This is a genomic window from Pseudomonas sp. MWU12-2029 (assembly GCF_023242425.1).
Lineage (GTDB): Bacteria > Pseudomonadota > Gammaproteobacteria > Pseudomonadales > Pseudomonadaceae > Aquipseudomonas > Aquipseudomonas kribbensis.
Window position 1 is genome coordinate 172,799 of sequence record NZ_JALJDY010000010.1, and the last position, 20,273, is coordinate 193,071.

Below are 20,273 nucleotides of genomic sequence, written 5' to 3' on the forward strand. Positions count from 1 at the left end.
GTGTTGCCGGATAGCGTTTTAGCGGAGCAGGTACGGGATTTCGACTTTCACCGCGCCGGTCGGGCAGTCCTTTTCGCAAGGCATGCAGTACCAGCATTCATCGAAGGCCATGTAGGCCTTTTGCGTGGCCGGGTTGATCGCCAGCAGGTCCATCGGGCAGACGTCGACGCACACGGTGCAGCCCTTTTCGGCGATGCATTTGTCCTCGTCCACGGTGACGGGAGCGTTGGAGCGGAAGAAGATTTCCTGGGCTTGATAGGCCATGGTTCGGACTCTCTCTAGTGATGCCTCAAGCGGCGAAAGCGCCGACCCGAAGACGGTCGTAAGCCTGCATTTCCTCGGCATCGAGCGGGATGATGTAAGGCTCGACGGCTTTCTTGAAACTGGTCATGCGTCCGTCTTCGCCCTTCTTCAGGTGGCAGTGGCAGAACCATTCGCGGTCGTCCCGTTGCGGGTGATCGACGCGGTAGTGGTACAGGCCCCAGCGGCTTTCGGCGCGGAACAGCGAGGCCCGTGCGGCCATTTCGGCGCAGTCGCGGATCACGCTGGTTTCCATCGCACGCATCAATTCGTGGGCGTTGTTGGCCTTCATCTCGTCGAGATCGCGTTCGATGTCGCTGAAGCGTTGCAGGCCGATTTCCATTTTCTTGGTCACTTTCGGCGGTTGCAGGTAGTCGTTGACGAAGCGTCGCAGCTTGTACTCGACCTGGGCCGGCGGCAGGCCGTGTTCGCGATCCAGCGGTGCGTAGACCCGGGCCTTTTCCTTCGCGATCTGCTCGGCATCCAGCGCGGAGAACTCGCGCCCGGCAACAAACTCCGCCGCGTTATGCCCGGCGAACCAGCCGTAGGTGAACGCGCCGAGCATGTAGTTGTGCGGCACGGCGGCCATGTCGCCGGCCGAGTACAAGCCTTTCACCGACGTCTCGGCGCGCTCGTTGACCCACACCCCGGACGCCGAATGGCCGCTGCAAAAGCCGATTTCCGAGATGTGCATCTCGACCATCTGCGTGCGGTAATCGGTGCCGCGATTGGCGTGGAACTGGCCACGGCTCGGGCGCTCGTTGCTGTGCAGGATTTCCTCGATGTTCTGGATGGTTTCCTCGGCCAGATGATCGAGTTTGAGGAACACCGGGCCATTGCCGCTTTCCAGTTCCTGGTGGAATTCCCACATCATCTGCCCGCTCCAGTAGTCGCACTCGATGAAGCGTTCACCCTTGTTGTTGGCGGTGTAGCCACCCAAAGGGCCGGTGACGTAGGCGCAGGCCGGGCCGTTGTAATCCTTGATCAGCGGGTTGATCTGGAAGCACTCGAGGTTCGCCAGTTCCGCCCCGGCGTGATATGCCATCGCATAGCCGTCGCCGGCGTTGGTCGGGTTTTCGTAGGTGCCCATCAGGTAACCCGAGGACGGCAGACCGAGGCGCCCGGCAGCGCCGCAGGCGAGGATTACGGCTTTGGCCTTGATCACGTGGAAGTCGGCGGTGCGGCAGTCAAACCCCATCACACCGTTGACGGCACCCTCCTCGTCGGTCAGCAAACGGGTGCAGACCAGGCGATTGGTGATGCTGACCCGTGCGCGTTTCAACTGGCGATACAGGACTTTCTTGATGTCGTGCCCTTCCGGCATCGGCAGCACATAGGCGCCCATGTGGTGGACTTTCTTCACCGCGTAATCGCCGGTTTCGTCCTTCTCGAACTTCACGCCCCAGCGGTCGAGCTGCTCGATGGTTTCGAAACTGTGCGTCGCATAGGCGTACACCGCCGCCTGATTGACGATGCCGTCGTTGGCGATGGTGATTTCCTTGGTGTACTGCTCCGGTGTCGAATGGCCGGGAATGATCGCGTTGTTCAGGCCATCCATACCCATGCTGATCGCGCCACTGCGCTTGACGTTGGCCTTGTCGACCAGCAGCACGCGCAGATCCTTGTTCCGTTCCTTAGCCTTGATCGCCGCCATCGGGCCGGCGGTGCCGCCGCCGATCACGACGATGTCGTATTCCTGTTCGAGTGTCGTTCGACTCATGCCTGCTCCCCTTTTTGCCGGTCGATCCGCAGGCGGTACTGGAACGCATCGCCACGGTAGTAAAGGTGTTCGAAATCCAGCGGCTGGCCATTGGCGTCGTGGGTCAGACGCTCGATGCGCATGATCGGCGAGCCGGCCTCGACGTTCAGCGCCTGGGTCAGGTCGCTGTCGGCCAGCACCGCGTCGATGGCCAGATCGGCGTGGCCGAGGGCGATGCCGCAGTCGTTTTCGAGGATCAGGAAGATGTCGCGGGTCACCAGATCAGCCTTCTCCAGCCGTTCGCCGACGGCTTTGGGCAGGTAGGTGATTTCCAGCGAGATCGGCTCGCGGTTGATCAGCCGTACGCGTTTGATCTGCGCGACGATTTCGCCTTCGGCGACCTGCAAACGCTCGGCGACCAGTTTGTCGGCGGCGATGAATTTGAAGCTGCGCAGGCGGTTGATCACCTCGTAGCCACGGCCGGTCATGGACTCGGCGAGGCCTTGCAGGGTGCTGACGTTTTGAAAGGTCTTGGGTTTGGCGACGAAGGTGCCTTTGCCGTGGATCTTGAAGATCAGCCCTTCTTTCTGCAGATCGCCCAGGGCCTGGCGCACGGTGATGCGGCTGACCTTGAACAGCGTGCCGAGCTCGCTTTCGGACGGCATCTGGCTGTCTTGCGGGTATTCGCCGTCGAGAATCCGGGCGCGCAGCACGTCGCGCAGTTGGGTGTGCAGAGGAACACTGCTGAGGGAGAGAACGTTATCGGTCATCACGGGATCACTTGTCATAACGAGTTATGACGTGATCTTAGAGACGTTATGACAAGCTTGAGAAATACCGAATGAGCATAAGGTTAGATGCGCCTTCAGTGGCGCTTGAGAATCCGGTCCATGACCCAATCGGTCTTCAGGGCCTCTGCCCCGGTCGCCGGATGCTGTGATTCGCCACGAATCTGCGCGTTCATGCCCAGCACGTGATGCCACTGGATGTGTTCGTGATGGGGGATTTCCAGGCTGATGTCCTCATCGGTGTGCAGTTCGACCGGATGCTCGTCGAACACCGAAAAGCCGATCCGCCCTTTACTGCCGATGATCTCGACCCGATCCTCGCGCCGGTCCGCAACGAAACTCCAGCAGCCCATGCCGAGCGCGCCCGAGGCAAACCGCCAACTGGCGTTGACCGCATCTTCCGCCGCGTACAAACCGGCCTGACGCGCGGTGAAACCGGCGACTTCAACAATGTCACCGAGCAGATACTGGAACAGATCGAAACCATGGCTGGCCAGATCCGCGAAATAGCCACCACCGGCCACGGCCGGATCGGTGCGCCAGTTGGCGCTGCCGTCCAGATCCCTGGGCGACGGCGCCTTGGTCAGCGTCCAGCTCAGATGCCGCACCTCGCCGATGCGCCCCTGCTCCAGCCATTGCCGCACCTGCTGGAAACGCGGCAACGAACGGCGGTAATAGGAGACGAACAAGTGCAGACCGGCATCGGCGAACACCTGCTGCATCTCGCGGCTTTGACCGGCGTTGAGCGACATGGGTTTTTCCACGCAGCAATGCTTGCCGGCAGCGGCGACTTTCAGGCTATAGGCGTGGTGACTGTCGGGTGGCGTGGCGATGTACACCGCGTCCACCTCGGGGTCGTTGATCAGGGCATCAACGTCGGTGTAAGTCCGGGCGATCCCGTGGCGCGCCGCATAATCGCTCACGGCTTCGAGGCGTCGCCCCATCACCGCCACCAACGCCGAGCCGGGCGCCTTGTAGAAGGCCGGCCCGCTCTTGCGTTCAGCGACACTGCCGCAACCGATCATGCCCCAGCGCACCACGTTCATCGTCACGCCTTAGCCGATGCGCAGTGCGCGCAGGTCGAGGTGGCCGTTTTGCAGCGGCGGGCACCAGTAGTAGCCGCCGGTGATCGGCCGGCTGATGCGGTACAGTCCGTCGGTGATGCCATCTTCCAGACCGCTCATGCGGCGCAGTTGCGCTTCGAAGGCATCGAGGGAGAAACCGAACGCCAGGAACATCAGACCGGCGCGATCGCCTTCGATCCACGGCATCGAACGGCGCACGACGAAGGCTTCCGGGGCGAAGCTTTCCTGGGCGGTGCGCTTGACGTGGGCGGACACCGGGGCGTCGTCGATCTCTTCGTTGTCGCTCAGGCGACGGCCCATGATGTTGTCCTTGTCTTCGGCGGACAACGCATGGAAACCCTTGAGGTCGTGCTGCCACTGCTGGATCGCGGCGAAGCTGCCACCGACCAGACCTTCGGCGCCTTCACTTTGCAGTGCGGCGGCGATGGCGGCTTCGTCATGCGGGTTTTCGGTGCCGTCTTCATAACCGGTGAGGTCATGGCCGTCCTTGTGGCGGAAGGCTTCCTGCATCTGTACCAGACGCAGCGCCGGGGCCAGTGCGGCCTCAAGCGCGGTGCTGCGGTTGAGCAGATCGCCACGGTCAACACCGTGCAGCCAGACCCACAGGGCGTGCTGGGTCGACGGGTTTTCCACGCCGACGCCGGTCAGCGCAGGGAAGCTGCGCAGGCCGTCGATGTTCACATTCAGGGCCTTGGCCAGGGATTCACCGAAACCGACCACCGCCGACTTGCCGTCCACCAGGTTCAGCAGGTTGTCGATCGCCTGCGGCAGCGCTTCAACCGACTCGAGGGCGAAAAACAGGTGACGTGCTTGTGGCGGAACTGGGGTGGCGAGGATGCCCGGCTGGTAGTAACTCATGTCGACTCCTTGGAAAGAGCGCGGAGTTTAACTGTAGCCGGAGAGTTTGTGGGGGATCAGATGACACACTCGTTGCGCCACGCGCTCGGGCTTTTGCCGGTCCAGCGCTTGAACGCCCGACGAAAACTGCGCACGTCGCTATAGCCAACTTCCTCGGTAATGCGTTCGATGGGCATGTCGGGATTGGCCAGCAAACTCATGGTGCGCGCCTGCCGCACCTGCTCCAGCAGTGCCTCGAAAGTCAGTGAGTGCTCGGTCAGCCGCCGGCGCAAGGTGCGGCTGCTCATGTTCAGATCACCGGCGATCTTTTCGATGTGGCTGCCCCGGCTCAGGTCCCGGGCAATGGCGCGCTCCACGGCCTGGATCAGATCGAGCTTCTGATGCACCTGCGCGGCTTCCAGCTCCAGCAGTTTGACTGCCTGACGCAACGCCAGCGAATGGTGGTTGGGCAGGTTCACATCCAGCCATTGCACATCGATCAGCATGCGGTTGTGCAGGCAGCCGAAGCGCACGTCCGGCCCCAGCAGCCGCCGGTATTCATCGACGTAATCCGGTGCCGCGTGGACGAATTCCACGGCAATCGGCTTGAACGTCTCGCCCACCAGCGCCCGGCCGTAGACCAGCAGGCTGGCGTAAAACTCTTCGACGGCGAATATCTGCACCTCAGCGAACGGCAGGCGACATTCCACATCGACGTACACCTGCTCGCCCACCACATCCACGCTGATCACCACGATGCCGCCGGACGTGTGTTGATGGCGAATGCCCAGCTCGAACGCATCGCGCAGGTTCTTGCACAGCGACAGCACATGCCCGAGCAAACCCAGCGTACCGAGTACGTTCTGCGCACCGACCCACAGCCCCAGCCCCTGATTGGGCAAGGCCTTGAGCGCCCGCTGGATCATGGCCACGGCCTGGCGATAGGAAATCCGCTGCGACGGATCCTGCAGATCCTCGACGTCAAAACCCAAGCCACGGCACAGGCTCTGCGGCTCGATGCCCTTGTTCGCGGCGACTTCGGCCAGGGTCTGCAGCAGAAATGGCGACACCAGCGCCAGATCGAAGGTGGGGTCTTGGAGTTTTGCGTTCATGGGGGCTGACATTCCGGATCACGCTGAATTGTTATTTTTGTTACCGGTTATGTCGAAGGAAGTTAGCACAGGGTTGATGAAGTGTCCGCAGAAGCCCCCTTCCGTGTCCGCCAATACCCTGCCCCGGCGTGCGCCAAGGGCTTATTTCTATAGTGGCCGGGCGTCCTGCGCGCCGGCGGTGCGCCCAAACACAATAATAATGAGGACGGACATGACCCCGAACCGCGCGACATTCCCTGTGCGACTGGCGCTGAGCCTGCTCGGCTGCGCCACCACCCTGCCGGTGCTGGCCACCGAAGCCGGCGTCGACAACATCGGCCCCGGCACCGACGGCTTCTTCATGCTGCCGCTGGAGGTCGACAGCCTTCCCGAGAACATGGTCGCCTTCAACCTCTACTACAACCATTACAAGGCGACCAAGCTGAACATCAGCTCGTTCGGCGGCAAGGTTCCGAATGTCGAGATCGAATCCACGGCGGTCATCCCGCGCATCGACTACTTGAGCCCGGTGCGGGTGTTCGGCGGACGCCTGGCCGGCTACATCGCCCAGCCGTGGCTGAAGCAGGAAGTCTCGGTGTTCGGCCAGAGCGACACCCGCGAAGGCATGGGCGATACCACCATCGCCCCGATCATCCTGTGGGACATGGGCAAGAACCTGACGCTCGGCGCCGCCGTGGAAATCACCGTGCCCACCGGCGAATACAGCGTCGACCGGCTGGCCAACACCAGCAACAACTTTTACACCTACAAGCCGCTGTTCTCCTTCACCTGGCTGCCGACGGACAAGACCGAAGTCTCGATGAAGACCACCTACAGCTTCAACGAGAAAAACAAGGACACCGACTACAAGTCCGGGCAGATCTTCCACTTCGATTACTCCGCCAGCTACAAGATCACCGACGACCTGATGCTCGGCGTCAATGGCTATTACCTCAAGCAGACCACCGACGACAAACAGTTCGGCCACACCGTGCAGTTCGCCGGCCAGGACGTTGACGACGGCGTACGCGGCAAGGTGTTCGCCATCGGCCCGGCGCTGCACTTCACCTTTCTCAAGTACGCCAGTGCGGAAATCCGCTGGGCCAGGGAGTTCGACGTGGAGAACCGGCCGGAGGGCGATATGTTGTGGGCGAAGGTGAGTATTCCCTATGCGTTTTGAGCGCATTTGTAGGAAAACGCGCCTGAATGTGTAGCCGGAAAACCTGAAAAACACTGGGGTGGAATAGGCCTACAACGGCGGTCGAGATTGCCGGACAACGGAGGGAAACGTCCTGCAGATTTGAAAGGGGGGACTTGCAGATACTGGGTCCCGCTACCTCATGGTTCCTCAAGGGCTCATGGGGTGCATCGTCTGCCAGTGACGACAATGGGCCCTTCCCCCCTTAGACTGCTGAAATTGATCACGGAGATCACTATGAGCATATTGCATTCCCCGTTTTACGCTGACTTCGACTCCGAAGAAGAGGCAGAGAGCTACGATCGCTGGTTTCGTGCCAAGGTGCAGGAGGCACTGGATGATCCTAATCCGGGCATTCCCCATGAAGAAGCCATGATGCGGCTCGACCAACTATTAGAAGAGAGACGCAAGAATCGACGCGCTGCCGCTTGAATGGAGCGAACAAGCTCTGGACGATCTGGCTGACATTATCGATTACGTTGAACAATACAACTCAAACGCTTCAACGGCTCTGCAGCACAAGGTTGGTGCAGCAACGCAAAGGCTTTCATCAATCCCTTATGGTTACCGGTCCGGTCGAGTGCCAGGCACTCGGGAAATGGTGGTCAATCCAAACTATCTGCTGGTCTATCGAGTGAACGGGCGCATCAAAATACTGACGTTAGTCCACACCCGACGACAATACCCACGAACCTCATCAACCTAAAAAAAGGGCGGCCAAATGGCCGCCCGAAGCGTACTACACGAGAGTCCTTTTACAACGTCAGCTGCCCCCGCTCCTCCTCGGTCAGCTGCTGTTTCGCCTGTTCATCCAGCACCCCGGCGCCCAGCACCTGCACCGGGCTGTTGGGGTTGTAGCCCGGCGTCGGTGCACGGCTCGCGCCGTCGCGGGTCGGGGCCAGTTGCTCGTTGCCGAAGCTCAGCACCTGCACGGTGAACACCGAGGCCTGGTTCTGGCGCGACGCGGCTTGCTGCTGACGGGCGACGTCTTCTGCTGCCTGGGTCGCCGATGACGCGGCGGAACTGGCCGAGGTGATCGCCCCGGTATTGACCGCCGAGACCACCGGCACACCGGTCGCCTTGCCCTGCACCGAGATGTTGGCGGCGTTGACCACCGTCAGCGCGGCGATGTTGACGTTGCCCGAGACACGAATCCCCGCCTCGCCCGCATCGATGGTGCCCAGCGGTGCGATCAGGTCGATGTCCCCCGGTGCCACTTCGGCAATCGGGTTGAGCGTGGCGATACCGGCGCCGGTGCTCGGCACCGATGGTGACAGGGTCACGTTGCCCCAGGTGTCGTACACGCGTTTCGGCGGCGTGTAGACCACGGTGGTTTTCGAGCCGCGACCGGCGTTGATGTCGCCCTTGGCGGACCAGCCGAGAATCGAGCCACCAAACGTCGTCATGATCCGGCTCTGCCCCAGCAGAATGCTGCCCTCGGAGTAGAGCTGAATGTTGCCCGAGCCCTGGGTGATGATGCCGGCCGTGGACGGCGGCGCCGCGCCCTCGATGCCGAACACCTGACCGCCGCCCGGCGTGAGCATCTGGATGTCGCCGCCGAACAGGGTTTTCACCCCCGCTCCGCCGTACATCGTGATATCGCCGTCATAGCGGATCGCATTGCCGGCCACATCGGTGGTCGGGAACAGCGAAGCAATGGCGTTGCGACCGCGCAGGTAACTGCCTTTGCGTGGGCCGCCAACCTGGTTGTACTCCAGGCCACCGGCACGCAGTTCGGCGAAGTACACCTGGCGGGCGAAGATCGCTTGTTCGGCACTTGGCAGCGCAGCGAAGAAGGTTCTGGCCTGTTCTTCACTGCCGCTGAAGCCGTAGCCGAGGGTCAGCCAGCTTTGCAGTTCACCGAGGTAGTTTTTCACCACTTTGCCAGGTTGCGCGGCAAGGGACAGGTTCGCGTCAGCGAGATTGTCCCGGCTCAGGTAACGGGCGATGAAACGTCCGTAATCCGCACCTTGTGCACCGATGCCGGCCTGCAACACGACGCTGGCGCCGGGTCGACTGTCGCCCTGCACAATCGGCCCGAGGCTGGTGATGCTCGCGCGATCTTCCATGAGGATATTGCGCCCGGCATTGATGTCGAGCAGGCCGGGGCCGGTGATGTCGAAGCTGCTGTAGAGAATGTCGCGCCCCGCCGAGACCCGCGAAACATCACGCGCACCGTTGTGGACGAACAGGTTGCCCGAAGAGGCAATGGTTTCGCCGTTCCAGCCCAGATCCGACGGCGCAGCAGTCGGTTTGCCCAGGTCGGTGCCGGCCGCGACGATATCGCGCCCGGCCAGCATCCACACGGGCGCAGCCGCGACATACCAGGTGCGCAGTGAATTGCTGAAGCGCAAGGTTTCACCGCTGCGCACACCGACCAGATCACCAGCCAATGCGTAAAAACGTGCCGGTGCCTGCACACCGCTGGTGCCCGAATACGTGTCGGCACCAAATGCAAACAACGGATAACTCAGGTTCTGACTCGGTGCCACGCCATCAACGCTGTAATTGCTCAGGAGCGGCTTACTGCTGCCGTATTGCGCATAGCCGCTGAACGCCGGCGCGAACGGCGTGGCGATGGCCGCCCGGCTGGCGCCGGACTGATCAATGGCATAGCCGCCGGCGTAGATCGAGTCGCCGGCCAGCATCTCCAGTTGGCCAGCGGTTGAAGGTGCCAGCACCAGCGAATAAGCCGATGCAGCTGGATACGCGCTGGAGACAGACACCGCAGACGTGCCGGCATAGATCGAACCCTGACCGGCCACGGCGCGCAAGATCGACGGGTAGACAAAGCGCAGATCGCTCGGCGAGCTGTTGCGATTCGTCAACGGCCCCTGGGTGCTGGTCTCGGCCAACTGGGTGCTTGGAGTCAGATTGCCCCCGACTGAAAACAGATCGATGGCGGTGTGATCGGTCCACAGCGAGAAGCCCGCCAGCCCGCCTCCGCCATGCACGACGCCGGCGGCATCGGTGAACGGCGTGCTGTTTTGCAGACGCACACGCCCCGGGTCCGCCGCGCCACCGAGCACCAGATCGCCACGGGTGCTCAGGCGCATGCCCGAGTCACCCGGGATCAATACCAGACCACCGGTAGCAACGCCCAAGGTCGAGGTGAACGGGTCGAAGGCCCGGGTTTCGCGCGCATCCTGCAACGCCGGTGCCGCACCGTATTGCAGGTTGATCGCGCCGAGCGCCCCGCCTGACAACTGCGCCGCGCCGCGCAGGTTGATCAAGGCACCCTGCAAATCATGGTTCGGTGAGCCATTGCCGTTCTGCCCTGTGCTTGCTTGCCGCGACGGGTTGAGCGTGCCGCCGATGCGGATATCCATGTCGCCGCCACCGGTCAATTGCAGGCTGCCGTCGCTGCCGACCCGTCCGGTGCTGCCGACCGCAACGATCAAGCCTTGGCTGCGCGGGTTCAACCCGGTATCGCCCAACGGCCGGAGCATGCCGCCGTCGCCGCCGGCGCGCAGGCTGACGTTGCCGCCACCCAGCGCACCAAAACCCGTGAAGCCGACCAGATAAGGGCCGCTATCGGTACCCTGATCCGGTAGGGGTTGGGTCGCATAACTGCCAAAGTTGATCCACCAGGCAGTCGGCACATCGCTGTTGCCGGTGCCCTGGCGCCAGAGCCAGTTGCCCACCGAGACACTGGCAACCTGCTCGCGAAGCTTGGCCAGGGGGTTGAGGCTGCGACGGCCCACGGCGTCACCGGACACCGAGCCGCCGGCATTGATCGTCAGGTTGCCGCCCCCCTGCGGATACCACGCCTGATACAGGCTGTCGCTACCGCCGTTGACCCATTTTTCATAATCGGCGCCCTGGCTCCCCAGCACCGAACCGTTGTCGGTCAAGGTGCCACGGCGCAGGTTGTAGCGCGGATCGACGTCGCTCGATTGAGTGCCGGCGGTGTAAACCCCGAACGGCGAGTCCATGCTCAGGTTGCCGGCTGCCAACAGGTCGAGATCGCCGGTGCCGGTGCGCAACACGCTGAACATCTGCGAGTGAGTCGTGGTGCTGATGCCGCCCTTGTTCGGTGCGCAGGAAAACGGATCCGCATCACACCACCACAGGTCGGCTTCGGCCACCGGGGTGCCCGCCGGCATCCCGGCAATGTTGTCCGGCGCCCAGAGGAACTTGGCCGGCAACAGGCAGGCGCCGGGGAACACGTCACACAAATACAGTTCATCATCGCTGACCACCGTGCCTTCCGGATAACCCATCGGGTTGCCGTCGACCCAGGTCGTATCGAGTTTTTTCTCGGTCACTTTCAAGCCGTAGTGGGTATCGGCCAGACGCAGGTTGCCGTCACTGGTCAGCGGTTTCAGTGCGCGGCTGTCGACGGCATCCAGGTCGGAGCCGGCTACCAGACGCATCGACCACGACGTGCTGCCCGCCGGCAACATGCTCGCCACGGCCCAGTTACGACCCTGCTGAGTGGTGTTGGTGTAACCGCGCAGTTCAATGAAAGCCGTACCGTCAGCCAGCACCACATCGGTCATCGACGGAATCAGCGAGCCACGCAGCAGCGCCAGCGCACCGCTCAATTTGACCCCGCCAAGCACGTTATCCGCACCGAGCGTGCCCGGCAGCGGCACGCCTTTGGGCCAGCGCAGGGCTTGCAGTGCAGTGGCCGTGTTCAAGCGGGTGCCGGCGCCCAGGCGACTGCCGATCGGCAAGGTCACGTCCTGTGTGAGCAGAGTGCCGGCCGCGTACAGCAAATTGCCCGCCGAGTCGTGGATGGCGGCGGACAATACGCTGCCGGCATTCAAGGTGTACGCACCGGCCAGAATCGCCTGGGTCGGCAACAGTGTGCCGCTGGCGAAGGTGGCCGCCTGAATCGGCAAGTCGTAGTTCAAGGTCGTGCCGCTCGGGAACAGCGTACCCTCGGCCAGCGTCACGCCGCTGCCCGGCACGATCAGATCGCCGCCGAACGGCTGCACGCCCGGCAGCAGTTTCCAGCCTGCGTCATCCACGGTTTCCGGCGGCGGCGCGAAACCGTCGTTGATACTGCCGTAGATATCGAGGTTGCCACCGGCCCGCATCACCAGACTTGCCGACTCACCGGAGCCATACAGCGCAGTTCTTTGCGTGTGCGGGTTGAGGCTGGCGTAGCGATAGCGCGACAGGTCGATATCGCCTTCGACCAGCAGATCGCCGTCGGCGGTCTTGCTGACGATTTCCACGCCCGGGCGCAGATGGAAGGCATCGCGGTAGGTCGCGTTGTTCAACCCTGCCAGTTTGCGTTGCAGCAGGTCATTGTTGCCCAGTGCCGCGTTGATGAAGGCGTCGCTGTCGCCATGAATCCGATCGAACAACGCCTGATCAATCACCTGATACGGGCGGCCGCTCGCTGCCGGATCAACGCCGTCGCGGGCATCCGTGTAGCGGCGCACGGCGTTGAGGCCAATGGAGCGAGCGCCTTGGATGCTCAGTGCGCCATTGGCATCAATCGCGATATCACCGACACCCAGACGCGGCGCGTTCAGCTCCAGGGTGCCCCGTGCACGACCATCGTTTTGTCCGGGCAGATTGCCCAACGCGGCATCGGTGCCGTGGCGCAAATCGATCCGCGCGCCGGAGGCCAGCGTCAGCACGCCCGCACCGGAATCGAGCTCTACCATCGCCCGGTTCGGCGCATCGATGATCTTGCCGTAGCTGTCGACCCGCAGCACTCGACCGTGAGCATCGAGGACCGAACTGCCGCCCAGGGTCAAACCGTTTTTGCCGGACAGACGAATGCTGCCGACCCGCTCACCACTGGCATCGATAGTACCGGCCACGCTCAGATGGCCATTGTCCAGGGAGACATTGACCTCGCCGGCGCGCAGGCCATCGCCGATCAACAGATCGCCCTGTTTGAACTGGAAGCTGCGGCTGCCGAACACCTGGCCGTCGTTCAAGCGCTGGTTGAGCGCGGCAAATTGCTGATTCAGATCACCGCCCAGCTGCTGCGCACGAATCTCCACGCCCCCGGCCTTGTACGGCACCCAGGTGCCACCGGCATCGTAATGACCGCTGCTGGCGCCGAGGATCTGGCCTTGCAGATCGACCACCCCGGCGCCCGCCCCCAGCGCCACCGCGCTGAGGTTGCCGGCCTGATTGTTCTGCGCCGACAGGTCGATGCGCGAACCGGCTGCCTGACGGATATTGCCGCTGTTGCTGAAGAGCGATACGTCACCGCCCCAGCTGTATTTGTTGACGTCGTTGAATGGCAAGGTACGCCCGGCCAGATCCAGCTGTGCATTGCCGGTCAGGGTCAGGTCATTCTCGGCCTTGACCACCAGTTTGCCGCTGGCCAGCGCAATCCGGCTGTCGAGGACAACATTGCGTGCATCGAGGGTCAATTCCGCGCCCAGCGCATCGGCTGCCGCGCCGGTGGCGCTGCCGGTCAGGGTCAGGTTATTGCCCGCCTTGAGCGCGTTGATCGAAGCCGCTTCACCGGTCAGCAACGGCGTACGCAACGTGAGGTTGCCGCCGCTGTAGGCATAGCCCTTGACCGGGTCGTATGCGCCCTGCTCCTGATACACCGCAAGACTGCCCTTGTGATTGGCGGTGATGCGCTCGCTGGCGCTGAGATTGACGTTGGCAAACCCCAGCGCCAGACGATCGTTCTGATCCAGGCCGCTGGGCTGCGGATTCGGCCCGTAGCCGAATTCGATCCGCTGCGCTTCAACCTGCAGGGTTCCCTGTCCGGTGCCGGCGCCACCACTGACCACGGCTCCCGGCGCCTGAGTGGCACCGTTCCAGGTCAGATTGGCGGTGCGCAAGGTGGCTACATCCTGGCTGCCGCCCTGGCCGTAGATCGCCGGGGTCGTCAGGATCAGATTCTGCAGTTTGCTCTGGCCGGTTTGCGGGTCCAGCGTATCGAGCGTGGTGGTGCCAAAGAAGTTGAACGAGTCGCGAGCGGTCAGGTTCAGCGACTCCAGGGCCGGTGCCCCGAACTGGGTGTCGCCCTGCAGCAAGCGATTGAGCACGTTCTGGCTGAGGGTCAGACCGACCGGCACGCGTCCCGCCGCATCGACCAGGGCTTGTGTATTGCCGATATTGACCGCGCCGACCGCCAGGGTCAGGTGGCGGGTGCCGAAACGCACCGCCTCATCAAGTTCGAAGTGGTTGTCGGTGGCAGCGCTGATACTGCCGTTGGAATACAGGATGGCCGGATTACTGCACGGCGCCAGCGTGCAGGTGCCGATATGGATACTGCCGGCACCGGTCAAGTCGACGGCTTTCTCCGGCGCCAACACGCTGTTCCAGCCATTGGAAACCAGCAGCAGGCTGGCTTTCCCCGGCTGGTAGACAAAGCCGTCGGTGGAGTCGAACGAGACATCGCCGCGCCCCAGGGTATTGATCCCCGCCCCGGCCTCGACGGTAATGCCGCCGCGGGTGTTCTGAGTGCGCAACATGACTTCCGGCGCCGAGAGGATCGCGCCTTCACGCAAGAAAATGTCGGTGCTTGAGCCGCCGTTGACGAAGGTCACGATATTGCCGCCAGCGCCGTAGTCCACGCTCGGAGCCGAGCCGATGGCCAGACGTCCGGCATTCAGACGGTTGAGGCTGTCGGCATACAGCGAGACACCTTGAAAACCCGGCGTCGGCTCATGGCCTGCGCCCAGCACTTCGAGCACGCCGATGGACTGTTCGCGTACCACGGCCGTGCCCGTAACGCCGCCCTCGGCGGGCTGAAACAACACCTGGCCGTTGAAATCCAGGGCAATGGCAGGCTTTTCACCATGCTCCAGATTCAGACTCAGGGTTTTGCCATCCATCGGTGCCAGTGCCCGTGGTATTCCACGCCGCGCCGCATCACTGGTGATGAACTGGCTGTAGCTGGTTTCGTTGTATTGCGAGTAGCGGCGCAGCACATCGGCCGACGTCAGCGTCAGCGTGCTCGGCAGACTGTCACGCACGCCGGTATTGGCAATCGACATCCGGCCGCTGCTGGTCCATGAACCATTGCGCATCTGCAGCGCGCCCCCCATGGCCGCCGGCGTCGCCTGGCCGTTGACCTCGACCCGGAACGCCCCGGGCAGCAAGGCGAATGTCGAAGGCAGCAAGGTATAGGTGCCGGCCGGCAAACCCGGCACACCCGCACCGATCGTGACCTGTTGACCGATGCGCGGATCGACTGCGCCAGCCTCGGCGACCACCGGGGCATAGACACTCTGATTGCCCGGCAGGATTGCGTAGACCGGGTTGCTCCCCAGGCCCGGCAGGCTGAACGTGCCGTCAGCGGCATTGCGCACCAGCGGGTTATAGCGGGCATCGGTGGAACCGCCACGCCCGGAGACGAAACCGGCGCCGCGCAGATCCCCCCCGCCCGACAGGTCAATCACCGCGCCTTGCGCGACATCCAGGTACTGCGACTGCACGGTCACCCCGGCCGTGGTGCCGACGATGCCCTTCAACACCACCGGGCTGCCGTTATAGCGGTAATCGATGCCGTCGGTCGTGCCGCCATAAGGCATGACCAGTCCGGCGGCGCTGACCGACGTGAGACTGCCGGGCAACAACGTAACCTCACGGGTCTGCACCGACTTGCTGCTCTCACCCAGGGTAATCAGGCCAAGCGGTGCCCGCACCACCCCGCCTTGTTCGATGTGGCTGGCGGCGAGGATCAACTCGCCGAACACCGAGTAAGGCAGTGCCGCCGGGACGCCACCCTGAGCGAAAATGCGCAAGGTGCCATCGCTCGGATCGGTCTGCTGGTGGAAGCCGGCGCGCACTCGGGCGTGAATCCCGCTTACGGGATAAATCTGTGCGGCGCCGAGGTTCAAGTCACCCGCCGTCCACAGGTCGGCATAGGTTTGCGTGGAAGAGCCGATGAACCGCAGGTCGCCCTGACTGGCCAGCGTGACGTCGGCAAAGCTGCGGCGACCGACTTCAAGGGCCGGCGCACCGAGTTGCAGGATATTGCCCTTGGTGCCGAACGACAGGCTGTTACCAATATCCAGCAGGTCGGCGCTGGCGGTGAACTGCGCCGCCGAGACGTCGGGCGTCGGCGCATGCATGACCCGAGGGCGGATAAAGGCACTGGAGTCGTAATACGCGCCCGGCCCCAGCAACCGCAGATGAGGCGCAGACAGATTGATCCGCGCATTGCCGCTCGAACCCTCGGCCAGGGAAATCGCGCCGGCGTACAGGCTCAGACTCTGATTCAGATGCAGATTGACGTCGCCATCGAACGAAATCAGGCCATTGCTCAGCAGGCCCAGATGATCGAAGCCGCCGGCCATCAAGGCATCGGCACTCAGCCGGGCACTGCCGTAAGTCAGCATGGGCGCGGCGTCACCGGGTGCAAGATCGGCCGCCAGGGTGGTCTTGCCGGCGCCCTGGCCGATGATGATTTCCCGTGGCCGCCGGACCTCGTTGCTGGCGGTATTGATGCGATACAGCGGCGTTTCCAGGGCGATGTCCAGCCGTCCGCCACCGGCGCCGGCACCACCGGCTGCGGCGCGCAGGTCGCCGTCGATGAACAGGCCGTTGTAGGAACTCAGGGAAATCCGCCCGCCGTCGGTGGCAACCGTGGTCGGCCCCTGCCCGGCAATGTCCAGCACCGCCTGGGTGCCCGAGGCGTCAAGACGCGCGCCCTGGCGCACGATCACATACGCGTCGGCCGATGTCGCGGTGGCCTTCTTCGAATCGATTTCACCGCCAATGACGATGCTGCCGCCCTTGCCGACCTGGCCGTACACCCTTCCCAAGGCATCGACAGCCGTGGCGGCGCGCGCCGCTACATCGAGCACCGCGTGCTCACCGATCCAGATTGAGCGGTTGTGCGCCTGTATCGGCGCTTCCTGCTGGCTCTGGGCCGGGTCAATGTTGCCGAACTGCTGCTGGCGAATATCGATCGTGCCGCCCCAGGCCTGCAGCGTACCGTCAACGGTGATCTGCCCCGCCCCGCGCAAATTGATGCGTTGCCCAGGATCGACGCTCAGGCGTGAACCCGTGCCGAGGGTCAGTGTGGCGTTGCCCGGATCGATCAGCCCCACGAGGGTGGGACCGGCCTGCAACGACAGGCTGGCGCCGGCACGTTGGGTCAACAGCGCTTTGGTCGGGTTCTCCTGATACAGCGTCGGTGTCCATAGTTCCAGCGCCGTGCGCGGATCGCCGCCACTGACCCGGTTCGCAGCATCGTCAGTAAAACGATAGACCGGTGTGGTCACATCGATCTGCGTGTCGCGGGCCACTTCGAGGCCGTTCAGGCCAATCACGCTGTAGGCCGAAAAGCCTTTACCGAACAGGCTCGGCGCCAGTTGCAGTGTCGACTTCGCCGGCGCTTCGTCAGCCGCGCCGATCATCACTTTGCTGGCCTGCACCAACAACGTACCGCCACCCGTCACGCCGTAGCCGCGCAACTCGCCATCAAGATTGAGTTGCGAAGTGCCGGCGGCACTGTTGGCTGCCGACTCCAGCGTGACACTGCCGCCCTTGGCGCCACGGGTCTTGCCGTTGGCCAGGATCGCCCCGCCGGACGACACATCGAGCAGGCTGCCGCTCTGGATATCGATGTCGCCGCTGCTGCGGATCGAAATCAACCCGCCATCCAGCCAGGCCAGACTGGCCGCGTCGTCGGGGTTGGTGCGTTGATTGCTCCACAGCCCGCGGGTATCGAGTTGCACGCCATGGGCCACGGTGACCCGTTCCGGATGGCCAGCGGCCGGGGTGATTCGGGTGTCGGTAACGCTGCTGGTCTGCAACTGATTGAGCACGTTGCCCAGGCGGATACTGCCGCCACGGGCACTCAGGTCGGCATTGACCTGGACATCCGGCCCGTACAGGGTGATCTCGCCACCGGCATCGACCTGCAACGCGGCGTCCAGGGTAATGCGATCCTTGGCCGCGACCTTCAAGGTCCCGAGCCTGAAGCCGTTGAGTTGTCCGGCGTCGAGGAACAGCTTGCCCTTGCGTGCGTCGGAGACCGCTGTCAGCAGATCCCGGTCAACGCCGGCGAGCATCGGTTCGCCACCGATCTGCACCTGATCGAGCAACGGGTTCAGCCCGTACAACAGGCCGCCGGCCGCCGCCACATACGCCGGGTCATAGCTGCCGACGATCAGCTGTGCGCGACGCGCCAGCGCAGTCTGGCTCTGTGCATAGCCATCCAGAGGCGCACGCGGCGCCTGGGTCTGGCGCTCGCCCTGATACACCTCGCCGAGCAGCTGCCCGTCGAGCACCGCATTGGTCGTGCCGATCACCAGTTGCCCGGCATCGCGACCCACGGTATAGCCGGACTCACGGCGCGATCGCGGGGCAATCAACGGGCTGTAGTAATAACTGGTCTGCCCCCAGCGTTCGCTGTTGTCTTCATAGCCTTTGTACAGGCCGGTGTAGAGCATGTCCCCCGGTGCCCGCGAGACTTCGTACAAGCGCCCGTCGGCGCCACGCAACCAGCTCTGGCGGATCTCGCCGCTCTGCACATCGAGCGTGCCGCCAGACAGATTGATCAACGAGCCCTTCTCGGTGACCACATCGTTGCCGGCAAAACTCACCGCGCCCCCCTGGGCCATCCACTCGCCGATACTGTGGCCCTGAGTGCCGAGATAGCCGCCGACCTCAAGCAAGCCACCGGCGGTGTACCAGCGATCCGTCGCATAGCCGTTGGTGCCCGCCGGTACATACACCAGCTCACGCACATCGACCCAGACGTCATTGCTGTTGAGCGCACCTTTTTCGCGGTTGACCGACGCGTCGCGCTGCTCATTGCCCTGGACGTTGATTTTGATGTTGTTGGATTCCATCGCGACTTTCACGCCGATGGCCCCGGACACATCGATCAGCGCCCCGTCGCGCACCAGACTGCGTCGCCCTGCCGCCACGGCCACCTGGCCGCCGGTGGCGAGGGTGATCGAGCCGGTCTGGAACTCGACACTGCCACCGCTCTGAATCTCGATGCGCGACTGATCGCTGCGCACCTTGTTGTTGGGGCCGACACCGGTCAGCGCGGCTTTTTGTTGGCTGTCGAGTGCGGTCATATCACTGCTGTCGAGCATGATCGCCGTGGCACTGCCCTGCCCCAGCGTGACACTGCCGCTGGTATCGGTCGCCGGGTTGAGCAGGTGAATGGTGCCGCGCGTGGCCACCGAAGTACTGGCCAGCAGCACGCCGTTCTGCACGACATCGTGTCCGGTCAGGGTGATGTCGCCGGTGGCGGCCTGGATCAAGCCGTTGTTGCTGACCTTGCCGGCACTGCTGCCACTGTTGAAGCCGGGAATCACTTCGCTGCCGAAGGTCGTGGAGAAGCCGTTGCCCTCGGTGCCCGAGCCTTTGCGGATGTAGAAGCGGTCACCGGCACCGAGCACGGTCTGGCCCTTGGCGGTGCTGATGCTGCCGTCGTTCTGCACTTCGCTGCCGAGCAACAGTGCGTAGCCACCGGCATCGGTGGACGTCGCGGGGCCGGCGGTCTGGATCGATGCGCCGCGCTCGACCAGCACCTTGCCGGCAGCGTCGGTGAAGGTCGGCTGGCTGCCGCTGCTGTCGAAATACAGGCCCCGGTCACGGAACTGAATGTCGGTGATGTTCGCCGCGGCGGCCACCAGGTTGCGCACGTTGACCTGGCTGCTGCCGCTGAACACGATGCCGTTGCGGTTGATCAGCATCACCGTGCCGGCGCCCTTGATCTGGCCCTGGATCTGGCTCGGACGCGCAGCCGGATCATTGACCCGGTTGAGCACCGCCCAATTGGCCTGCTGGGCGAATTCCACAGTGGTGTTGCGCCCGACGTTGAAGGTTTCCCAGTTGAGAATCGCCTTGTCGGCGGTCTGCTCGATGCGCACGTTGGTCTTGCCGTCGGCCTGGGTCTGCTGCGGGCCTTTGGCGTTCTGCCAGCCTTGCGCGAGGCTGTTATCGACTTGCAGACCGCCGGCGCCCAGACCGTCCGGCACCACCTGCACCGAACCCAGCGCCGCTGCGCGACCTGCCGCCTGCGCCGCTTGTTGCGCGGCAATCGCCGCGACCGTGTTGTTCAAGGTCTGTATCGAACGCTGCAACTGCTGGTTGGCCCGCTGTTGCTGCGCCAGCGGCGGGGTCATGCCCGGCAACCCGCCGCTGCTCGGGCGGGCTGCCGCCGCTTGCTGCGCAGCGCCCTTGGCCGCGAACCAGTTCGAACTGAACGCCGTCTGCGCCTGCGCACCGCCCGCCACCAGACACAACGCCACGGCCTGGGCCAATGGCTTGAGCAGCCACAGCGCCGGGTCTATGGCATCACGTTTTAACGACTGAACGCGGGTACGGCGACGGGATGGGCGAGCGAGCATCACTACGAGTCCTTTTGAT

10 protein-coding genes are annotated in these 20,273 nt (G+C 63.5%); 3 read left to right on the forward strand and 7 right to left on the reverse strand.

Features of this window, described 5'->3' with window-relative positions; all coding sequences use genetic code 11:
- Positions 1-18 precede the first annotated feature (18 nt).
- The 6 genes from M5B44_RS23595 to M5B44_RS23620 all read right to left on the reverse strand — a co-directional run bounded on the left by M5B44_RS23595 (position 19) and on the right by M5B44_RS23620 (position 5,821).
- Positions 19-264: a ferredoxin family protein gene (locus M5B44_RS23595; RefSeq protein WP_007959413.1), complete on the reverse strand. Its 246-nt coding sequence runs from the start codon at positions 262-264 to the stop codon at positions 19-21.
- Between the two features lie 25 nt (positions 265-289).
- The gene (locus tag M5B44_RS23600; protein ID WP_248740666.1) at positions 290-2,020 is read right to left on the reverse strand and encodes a fumarate reductase/succinate dehydrogenase flavoprotein subunit; all 1,731 of its coding nucleotides are present in this window, start codon (positions 2,018-2,020) and stop codon (positions 290-292) included.
- On the reverse strand, positions 2,017-2,769 hold the full coding sequence (locus M5B44_RS23605; protein ID WP_248740667.1) for a GntR family transcriptional regulator: 753 nt from the start codon (positions 2,767-2,769) through the stop codon (positions 2,017-2,019). The genes M5B44_RS23600 and M5B44_RS23605 overlap by 4 nt, the downstream gene beginning before the upstream one ends.
- A gap of 95 nt (positions 2,770-2,864) precedes the next feature.
- A complete protein-coding gene (locus M5B44_RS23610) occupies positions 2,865-3,833 on the reverse strand; it encodes a Gfo/Idh/MocA family protein (RefSeq protein ID WP_248740668.1) in 969 nt (322 codons plus the stop codon).
- A 9-nt stretch (positions 3,834-3,842) separates the two neighbouring features.
- Positions 3,843-4,730 carry a Dyp-type peroxidase gene (locus tag M5B44_RS23615; RefSeq protein WP_115078166.1) on the reverse strand — a complete coding sequence of 296 codons (888 nt, stop codon included), beginning with the start codon at positions 4,728-4,730 and terminating at the stop codon, positions 3,843-3,845.
- Positions 4,731-4,786: 56 nt separating this feature from the next.
- Positions 4,787-5,821, reverse strand: coding sequence for an AraC family transcriptional regulator (locus M5B44_RS23620; RefSeq protein WP_085710145.1), 1,035 nt, complete (start codon positions 5,819-5,821; stop codon positions 4,787-4,789).
- Between the two features lie 211 nt (positions 5,822-6,032).
- Here M5B44_RS23620 and M5B44_RS23625 point away from each other — a divergent pair, with 211 nt between their 5' ends.
- The 3 genes from M5B44_RS23625 (at position 6,033) to M5B44_RS23635 (ending at position 7,704) form a co-directional block, all read left to right on the forward strand.
- Complete coding sequence (locus M5B44_RS23625; RefSeq protein ID WP_248740669.1) at positions 6,033-6,980, forward strand: transporter; 948 nt, start codon at positions 6,033-6,035, stop codon at positions 6,978-6,980.
- A gap of 255 nt (positions 6,981-7,235) precedes the next feature.
- Complete coding sequence (locus tag M5B44_RS23630; RefSeq protein WP_248740670.1) at positions 7,236-7,430, forward strand: stability determinant; 195 nt, start codon at positions 7,236-7,238, stop codon at positions 7,428-7,430.
- A gap of 37 nt (positions 7,431-7,467) precedes the next feature.
- Complete coding sequence (locus tag M5B44_RS23635) at positions 7,468-7,704, forward strand: type II toxin-antitoxin system RelE/ParE family toxin (protein ID WP_240789134.1); 237 nt, start codon at positions 7,468-7,470, stop codon at positions 7,702-7,704.
- A 49-nt stretch (positions 7,705-7,753) separates the two neighbouring features.
- On the opposite strand, the gene M5B44_RS23640 is transcribed toward M5B44_RS23635, so the two are convergent.
- Entirely contained in the window at positions 7,754-20,254 is a 12,501-nt protein-coding gene (locus M5B44_RS23640; protein ID WP_248740671.1) for a filamentous hemagglutinin family protein, read from the reverse strand.
- Positions 20,255-20,273 lie beyond the last annotated feature (19 nt).

What these genes read in the sequence shown, in the direction of transcription:
- M5B44_RS23595 (WP_007959413.1), bottom strand. Translation starts at nt 264, where the DNA reads ATGGCCTATCAAGCCCAGGAAATCTTCTTCCGCTCCAACGCTCCCGTC.
- M5B44_RS23600 (WP_248740666.1), bottom strand. Translation starts at nt 2,020, where the DNA reads ATGAGTCGAACGACACTCGAACAGGAATACGACATCGTCGTGATCGGC.
- M5B44_RS23605 (WP_248740667.1), bottom strand. Translation starts at nt 2,769, where the DNA reads ATGACCGATAACGTTCTCTCCCTCAGCAGTGTTCCTCTGCACACCCAA.
- M5B44_RS23610 (WP_248740668.1), bottom strand. Translation starts at nt 3,833, where the DNA reads ATGAACGTGGTGCGCTGGGGCATGATCGGTTGCGGCAGTGTCGCTGAA.
- M5B44_RS23615 (WP_115078166.1), bottom strand. Translation starts at nt 4,730, where the DNA reads ATGAGTTACTACCAGCCGGGCATCCTCGCCACCCCAGTTCCGCCACAA.
- M5B44_RS23620 (WP_085710145.1), bottom strand. Translation starts at nt 5,821, where the DNA reads ATGAACGCAAAACTCCAAGACCCCACCTTCGATCTGGCGCTGGTGTCG.
- M5B44_RS23625 (WP_248740669.1), top strand. Translation starts at nt 6,033, where the DNA reads ATGACCCCGAACCGCGCGACATTCCCTGTGCGACTGGCGCTGAGCCTG.
- M5B44_RS23630 (WP_248740670.1), top strand. Translation starts at nt 7,236, where the DNA reads ATGAGCATATTGCATTCCCCGTTTTACGCTGACTTCGACTCCGAAGAA.
- M5B44_RS23640 (WP_248740671.1), bottom strand. Translation starts at nt 20,254, where the DNA reads ATGCTCGCTCGCCCATCCCGTCGCCGTACCCGCGTTCAGTCGTTAAAA.